Annotated in this window: 6 protein-coding genes and 1 pseudogene; 3 read left to right on the forward strand and 4 right to left on the reverse strand. The window is 67.7% G+C overall.

Annotated elements, in window-relative coordinates; genetic code table 11:
* Window positions 1-357: MFS transporter (locus R1101_RS26665; RefSeq protein WP_037223281.1), on the reverse strand; the 357-nt coding region annotated here is incomplete at its 3' end.
* 161 nt (window positions 358-518) lie between these two features.
* Window positions 519-3,260: a calcium-translocating P-type ATPase, PMCA-type gene (locus R1101_RS0113265; protein WP_016933904.1), complete on the reverse strand. Its 2,742-nt coding sequence runs from the start codon at window positions 3,258-3,260 to the stop codon at window positions 519-521.
* Window positions 3,261-3,409: 149 nt separating this feature from the next.
* Between R1101_RS0113265 and R1101_RS0113270 the strand changes: the two genes are divergently transcribed.
* Both R1101_RS0113270 and R1101_RS0113275 read left to right on the forward strand, forming a co-directional pair.
* Window positions 3,410-3,829 (forward strand): pyridoxamine 5'-phosphate oxidase family protein, encoded by a 420-nt coding sequence (locus tag R1101_RS0113270; protein ID WP_026003230.1) that lies wholly within the window; start codon window positions 3,410-3,412, stop codon window positions 3,827-3,829.
* A gap of 36 nt (window positions 3,830-3,865) precedes the next feature.
* A complete protein-coding gene (locus tag R1101_RS0113275) occupies window positions 3,866-4,756 on the forward strand; it encodes a cation diffusion facilitator family transporter (protein ID WP_198420271.1) in 891 nt (296 codons plus the stop codon).
* On the opposite strand, the gene R1101_RS0113280 is transcribed toward R1101_RS0113275, so the two are convergent.
* Window positions 4,743-5,345, reverse strand: a complete 603-nt coding sequence (locus R1101_RS0113280) for a LysE/ArgO family amino acid transporter (protein ID WP_016933907.1) — start codon at window positions 5,343-5,345, stop codon at window positions 4,743-4,745. The two genes, R1101_RS0113275 and R1101_RS0113280, sit on opposite strands and share 14 nt — an antisense overlap.
* A gap of 72 nt (window positions 5,346-5,417) precedes the next feature.
* On the opposite strand from R1101_RS0113280, the gene R1101_RS0113285 reads away from it, so the two are divergent.
* Entirely contained in the window at window positions 5,418-6,299 is an 882-nt protein-coding gene (locus tag R1101_RS0113285; RefSeq protein WP_026003232.1) for a LysR family transcriptional regulator ArgP, read from the forward strand.
* Between the two features lie 114 nt (window positions 6,300-6,413).
* Here R1101_RS0113285 and R1101_RS26670 read toward each other — a convergent pair.
* Window positions 6,414-6,673 (reverse strand): annotated as a pseudogene (locus R1101_RS26670) (ABC transporter ATP-binding protein); the annotation flags it as partial.

Raw genomic sequence — 6,673 nt, forward strand, 5'->3', positions numbered from 1 at the left:
GGAGGCGACGAGCAAGCCGTAGTTCGGGGCCAGCACCGTTGCGGCGTTACCGAGGGTGAACGCGACCATCAGCGCGACCAGCAGTGTCTTGCGCGGGACGCGTGCGGCGATCGTCGCGATCAGCGGGGCACCGACGACGACACCGGCCGCGTAGGCGGAGACGACGTGACCCGCGGTGGGTTCGGAGACCCCGATGCTCGTCGCGATCTCGGGGAGCAGCCCCATGGCGACGAACTCGGTGGTTCCGATACCGAACCCACCGAGGGCGAGCACCCACATCACCAGCGTGCGCGCAGGAGGTCCGGAGTCGGCGTGGGCAGGATCGTCGATGGGGCGGCCGGAAGCCGTGGTGGTCATCGGTGAGGAAACCTTCGATCGTCGATGGCCCCGGAGCCGGACGTCGTGCGGCCCGGGACGAGAGCGCCCTCGGGGAGCGGCGCATGGGCAGCTTCCATTCTGGGGCAGTCCGGCCACTCACTTCTTCCCACGACGACGTGAGTTGCGCCATCTCGGGATCGTCAGGTGAGGAAGGTCGTATCCGCCCGTTCGGCTCTGCGCGCCTCGAGCCTCCTCGCGACGAACTTGCCGGCCTCGTCCACCCACAGCACCGTCGAGCCGACGGCCACCGCGAGCAGCCATTGCTCGGAGGTGAGCGAGGTGGTGTCCATGAATCCCTGCAGGGCGCCGAGCTGCACCACGCAGATCTGGAGAACGACGACGGCGACGATCGCGATCCAGATGGTGTGGTTGGTGAACGTCTGCGCCGAGAACACCGATCCGAGATCCGAGCGCACGTTGAACAGGTTGAAGATCTGGTAGAAGACGAACGTGGTGAACGCCAGGGTGGTCGCGAACAGCGGGTCGGATGCGCTGTCGGGGAACAGTTCCGGGCCGAAATGCAGAACCGCGACGGTGCCGGCCGTCATGACGATGCCGAGCCCGAGGATGCGCTGCACCCGGGAGCGTTCGAGCAGGGCCTCGTGGGCGGGGCGCGGGCGTCGCCTCATCGCGTCCGGGGCGGTCGGATCGACACCGAGCGCGAGGGCCGGCGGTCCGTCCATGATGATGTTCACCCACAGGATCTGCAACGCACTGAAGGGTGCCCCGCCCGCGAGGCCGAGTACACCGGCCGTCAGGAAGATCAGGACGAAGCCCCACGCCGTGGTGAGCTGGAACTTCACGAATTTGATGATGTTGTCGTAGATTCCGCGTCCTTCGGCGACCGCGGCGACGATGGTCGCGAAGTTGTCGTCGGTGAGGATCATGTCCGCGGCGCCCTTGGAGACGTCGGTGCCGGTGATGCCCATCGCGACACCGATGTCCGACTGTTCGAGCGCCGGAGCGTCGTTGACGCCGTCGCCCGTCATCGCGACGATTTGCCCGTCGGCCTGCAGCGCTTCGACGAACCTGATCTTGTGTTCGGGCGCCACGCGGGCGAGGACACCGAATTCCTTTGCTCTCTGGCGCAGTTCGTCATCGGTGAGTGTGTCGAGGTCGGCGCCGGAGGCCGCCGACCCGCGGATCCCGAGTTCCTCGGCGATCGCGGAGGCCGTCACCAGATGGTCACCGGTGATCATGTGCACCGCGATGCCCGCCTCGTGGGCCACGGCGATGGCATCCTCGGCCTCGGTTCGCGGCGGATCGACGATGCCGACGACCGCGTGGACGGTCAGGCCGGACACCTTCTCCTGCAGGGCATCCGTGTCACCACGCGGGACGGCATCGAGATTGCGACCTGCGATCATGAGGGTGCGCAGGCCTTCCGACGCCAGTGACTCCACAGCCCGGCGGATCCTCGCGCGACCGTCGTCGTCGAGCGGCATCGGACCGGCGGAACCGGCGATCGACACGGCCCGGTCGAGCAGCACGCCCGGGGCCCCCTTCACGAAACAGCGGTATCCGCCGCCCGGCAGGGTGTGGAAGGTGGCCATGTACTTGTAATCCGAGTCGAACGGCACCTCCGCGATGCGGTTCAGCGCGGCGCGCGCACCCTCGACGTCGATACCCCCCTTCTCGGCGAGCACCACGAGAGCGCCCTCGGTGGGATCGCCGACGAGCACTCCGTTCCTCACCGTCGCGTCGTTGCACAGACCCATACCGAGCAGTGCGTCCGTGAAATCCGGTGCGGGCAGGCCGTCGCCGACGAGGATCTTGCCGTCGGTTCCGTAACCGGTGCCGGTGACACGAAAAGCGCGACCGGCGACGAGCAGACGCTGCACCGTCATCTCGTTGAGCGTGAGGGTGCCGGTCTTGTCGGTGCAGATGTGGGTGGTGCTGCCCAGCGTCTCGACCGCGGCGAGCCGTTTGACGATGGCACCGCGGGCGGCGAGGCGTGAGGCACCCATCGCGAGGGTGAATGCGACCACGGCCGTGAGCCCTTCGGGAATCGTCGCGACCGCGAGCGACACGGCGGTGACGAGGAGATCCGACCACGACTGTCCCCGCAGCAGACCGAGGACGAACACCAGCGCCACCGTCACGATCGCAATGATCGTCAGGGTCTGGGCGAGCTGACCGATGCGTCGTTGCAGTGGTGTCTGTTCGGTGCCGGCCGACCCGAGAAGGGTTGCGATGGCGCCCATCTCGGTACGCATACCCGTTCCGATGACGATCATCGCGGCGCGTCCCCGCGTGACCTCGGTGTTCATGAACAGCATGTCGGTGCGGTCGCCGAGCGGCGCATCGGGATCGTCGACGACATCGACCTGCTTGTCGACCGGCTGGGATTCGCCGGTGAGCGCGGCCTCGGCGACCTGCAACCGGACGGCGGTGACGAGACGGCCGTCGGCCGGGACGGTGTCGCCGGCCTCGAGGAGCACCACGTCGCCGGGGACGAGTTCGGCGCGGGGCACCTCCGTCCCGCGACCGTCGCGCAGCACCCGGCTGGTGGACACCGACATCTTCTTCAGCGCCGCGAGACTGCTCTCGGCCCGCGATTCCTGCACATAGTTCAGCACGGTGTTGAGCGCGATCACCGCGAAGATGACGACGGAGGTCTCCCATTCACGGGAGACAGTGGCGCTGACCACCGCCGCCACAACCAGTACCAGCGTCATCTTGTCGGCGAGCAGCGACAGCACCCGCCGCCAGGTCGGAACCCGTTTCGCCTCGTCGAGCAGATTCGGGCCGTGCTCGTCGCGGCGCCGCTCGACCTCCTCCGCGTTCAATCCGCGTTGCGGGTCGACCGCGAACGCCTCGGCCACGTCGGCCGCGTCGCGGGTGTGCCAACTCGAGGTGGTCGCGGGAGCCTGTGCGGGCATCGGCACTCCTCATTCGGGGCTGCTCTCGGCGGATCGGGCGAACGCGGTCCTGACGGCCGGTTTCACCGTAACCGCCGGAGCGTTCCACTGCGCCGGAAGCCGGTTCGTGATGTGCTGGATACGGCAGCGGAACCGGAGGAGTGAACGCGATGAGCGACAACCCGAACACCGACGATCCCATCGTCCCGCTCGACGAGGACCAGTGCTGGGACCTGCTCGCGACGGGCAAGGTGGGTCGGCTCGTCACCGTCGTGGACGGGCGGCCGGAAATCTATCCCGTCAACTACGTCGTCGACGAGCGCACGGTGTACTTCCGCAGCGGTGAGGGCAGCAAGCTGTCCGAACTGGCGGTGTATCCGCAGGTCGCGTTCGAGGTCGACGAGATCCACGAGGACTCGGCGTGGAGCGTGGTGCTGCACGGACACGCCCGGGTCCTGCGCAGTTTCGAGGATGCGGCGAGGATCGACGCCCTCGGACTGACCCCGTGGGTTCCCACCCCGAAGTACGACTACGTCGCGTTGAAGGCCACCGATCTCACCGGGATGCGGCTCACGCTCGTCCAGCGCTGAGCAGTGGCACCCTCTGTGCAGCAGCACCGACTGCTGATGCGGTTCATGCTGCTCTCGGTGGCGACCGCGCTCGCGACGATGCTGCTGAAGGCGTCGGCGGCATGGATCACGGGATCGGTGGGTCTGCTGTCGGACGCGCTCGAATCCGGGGTCAACCTCGTGGCGGCGCTCGTCGGCCTCGCGGCGCTGCGCCTCGCCGCGAAACCCGCCGACGAGAACCACGACTTCGGGCACGGAAAAGCCGAATACTTTTCCGCCGCGGTGGAGGGCACCATGGTCTTCGCTGCCGCGACAGCGATTCTGTGGACGTCGGTGGAGCGCCTGATCTCACCGCAGGCTGTGACCGAGGTCGGCATCGGCTTCGTCCTGTCGGCCGCATCCTCGGCGCTCAATCTCGTGGTGGGTCTGCTGCTGATCCGACAGGGACGCGCACACCGGTCGATCACGCTGGTCGCGGACGGAAAGCACCTGCTGACGGACGTGTGGACCTCGGCGGGCGTGCTCGTCGGCGTCGCGCTCGTCGCACTGTCGGGCTGGGACGTGCTCGACCCGATCGTGGCGATCCTCGTCGCGTTGAACATCCTGCGGATCGGATTCGGGCTGGTGCGACAGGCCGTTGTGGGCATGCTCGACGCGGTCCTGCCGGCGGAGGATGTGACGGCGGTCAACGCCGTCCTCGACCGCTACCGCGAACCGGGACGGGTGACGATCCTGCCCCCGCGGACCCGCGAATCGGGACGCCAGCGCTTCGTCTACCTCACGGTGCGGGTGCCGGGCGAATGGACGGTGCGGGCCGGGCACGACCTGCTCGACCGCATCGAGGCGGACCTCGCCGAAGCGCTGCCCGGCGTCGTCGTGTTCAGCCATCTCGAACCCACCCGGGCACCGGCCGAGTCCGGGCGGCCGGGCGGGATCACGCGGACGTGATCAAGCCCGCGCCGAGACCGAGCATGAGTACCGCCACGCCGCCGTCGAGGATGCGCCACGAGGCAGGCTTGGCGAACCAGGCGCGCAGATAACGGGCACCGTAGCCGAGGGCGGCGAACCACACGACGCTTGCGGTGATCGCCCCGGCACCGAACCACCAGCGTCCGGGATTGCCGTAGTGGTTGGCCACCGATCCGAGCATGAGCACGGTGTCGAGATAGGTGTGGGGATTGAGCCAGGTCAGCGCCAGGCAGGTCAGCAGGGCCGCGCCTATGGTCACGGCGCCACCCGGAGCGGCGGACAACGCGGACGGCTTCAGCGCACGACGTGCCGCGAAGAGTCCGTAGCAGATGAGGAAAGCGGCACCTCCCCAACGGATCACGTCGATCGCGCCGGGTGCGCGGTCGAGGATCGTCGCGATCCCGGCGATGCCCGCGGTGATGAGCAGCGCGTCGGATATCGCGCACACCGCGATCACAGGCAGTACATGTCGTCGCGCGATGGCCATGCGCAGGACGAAGGCGTTCTGCGCGCCGATGGCGACGATGAGGGACAGACCTGTGACGAATCCGGCGGCGACGAGTGACATGGCATCGACGCTAGGAACCCTGCCGAGATAAGAACAATTGATTTTGCTGTAGCTACATTAGAGTTCCTTCATATGGATCTCGACTTCGCTCAACTTCGCACTTTTGCAGCGGTATTGGACGAGGGCACCTTCGACGGTGCGGCGGCTGTTCTTCGCGTCACACCCTCCGCGGTGAGTCAGCGCATCAAGTCGCTGGAGCAACACGTCGGTCGGGTACTGCTGCGGCGGACCCGCCCGGTGACCGCGACCTCGGCCGGTGAGGTGGTGATGCGGCTCGCCCGGCAGGTCGCCCGACTCGAACAGGATGCTTCCGAAGAACTCGGATTCGGAGCCGACGCCGGGAACTACGCCACGATCCCCCTCGTCGTCAATGCCGATTCCATGTCCACCTGGCTGCTTCGGGCTCTGGCCCGGATGCCCGTGCGATATCGCGCCCTCTTCGAACTGCACCGGGAGGACGAGTTCCATTCGACGAATCTCCTGCGCGACGGCACCGCCATGGCCGCGGTCACCTCCGTCCCCGAACCCGTGCAGGGATGCACGTCCGAGAAGCTCGGCGCCATGCGTTATCACGCGATGGCCAGCGTCGACTTCGCCGACCGCTGGTTTTCCGGAGGCATGACCCCCGCCGCGCTGCGCGAGGCCCCGATGCTCGCCTTCGACCGCAAGGACGACATGCAGGATCGGTTCGTCCGCACACGGACCCGCCGGAAGACGGACCCTCCCCGCACCTACGTTCCGGGCGCCCTCGAATTCGTCGACGCGGCGCGGCTGGGCCTGGGCTGGGCCATGCTTCCCGATGCGATGGTCACCAGCACGACCGATCTCGTGAGCCTGGCACCGGACGACCCGATCGACGTGCCGCTGTACTGGCAGCGGTGGCAGTTGGACTCACCGGTGCTCGACGCACTGACCGATACGGTGCGGCGCACCGCACTCGAAGTACTGCACTGAAATTCGGCAGACGCGGTTCCGGTCGCGCAGCCGTCCACGGAGCACACCACCGGGATCGCCTGCCCCGCACAGGGATATCGCCCGTGGCCGGGACGCCGCCGAAGCCTGCCGCGGTCACTCCACGAGTGCTTTGAACTGCGCGTCGTACAGCCGCGCGTACGCGCCGGACGCCTCGAGCAACCCCTCGTGCGTGCCCTGCTCGACGATCCGTCCGTCCTCCATCACCACGATGCGGTCGGCGTTGCGGATGGTCGACAGGCGGTGGGCGATGACGAAACTGGTGCGGTCGTCGCGCAACCGTGCGGTGGCCTGCTGGACGAGCAGTTCGGTGCGGGTGTCGACGGAACTCGTCGCCTCGTCGAGGATGAGGATCG

The sequence above is a fragment of the Rhodococcus sp. R1101 genome, assembly GCF_000278445.1.
GTDB classification, from domain to species: domain Bacteria; phylum Actinomycetota; class Actinomycetes; order Mycobacteriales; family Mycobacteriaceae; genus Rhodococcus; species Rhodococcus gordoniae.

Bases quoted from the DNA above. Each gene is read 5' to 3' on its own strand.
- R1101_RS0113270 (WP_026003230.1), top strand. From the start codon at position 3,410: ATGAGCGACAACCCGAACACCGACGATCCCATCGTCCCGCTCGACGAG.
- R1101_RS0113265 (WP_016933904.1), bottom strand. From the start codon at position 3,260: ATGCCCGCACAGGCTCCCGCGACCACCTCGAGTTGGCACACCCGCGAC.
- R1101_RS0113280 (WP_016933907.1), bottom strand. From the start codon at position 5,345: ATGTCACTCGTCGCCGCCGGATTCGTCACAGGTCTGTCCCTCATCGTC.
- R1101_RS0113275 (WP_198420271.1), top strand. From the start codon at position 3,866: ATGCGGTTCATGCTGCTCTCGGTGGCGACCGCGCTCGCGACGATGCTG.
- R1101_RS0113285 (WP_026003232.1), top strand. From the start codon at position 5,418: ATGGATCTCGACTTCGCTCAACTTCGCACTTTTGCAGCGGTATTGGAC.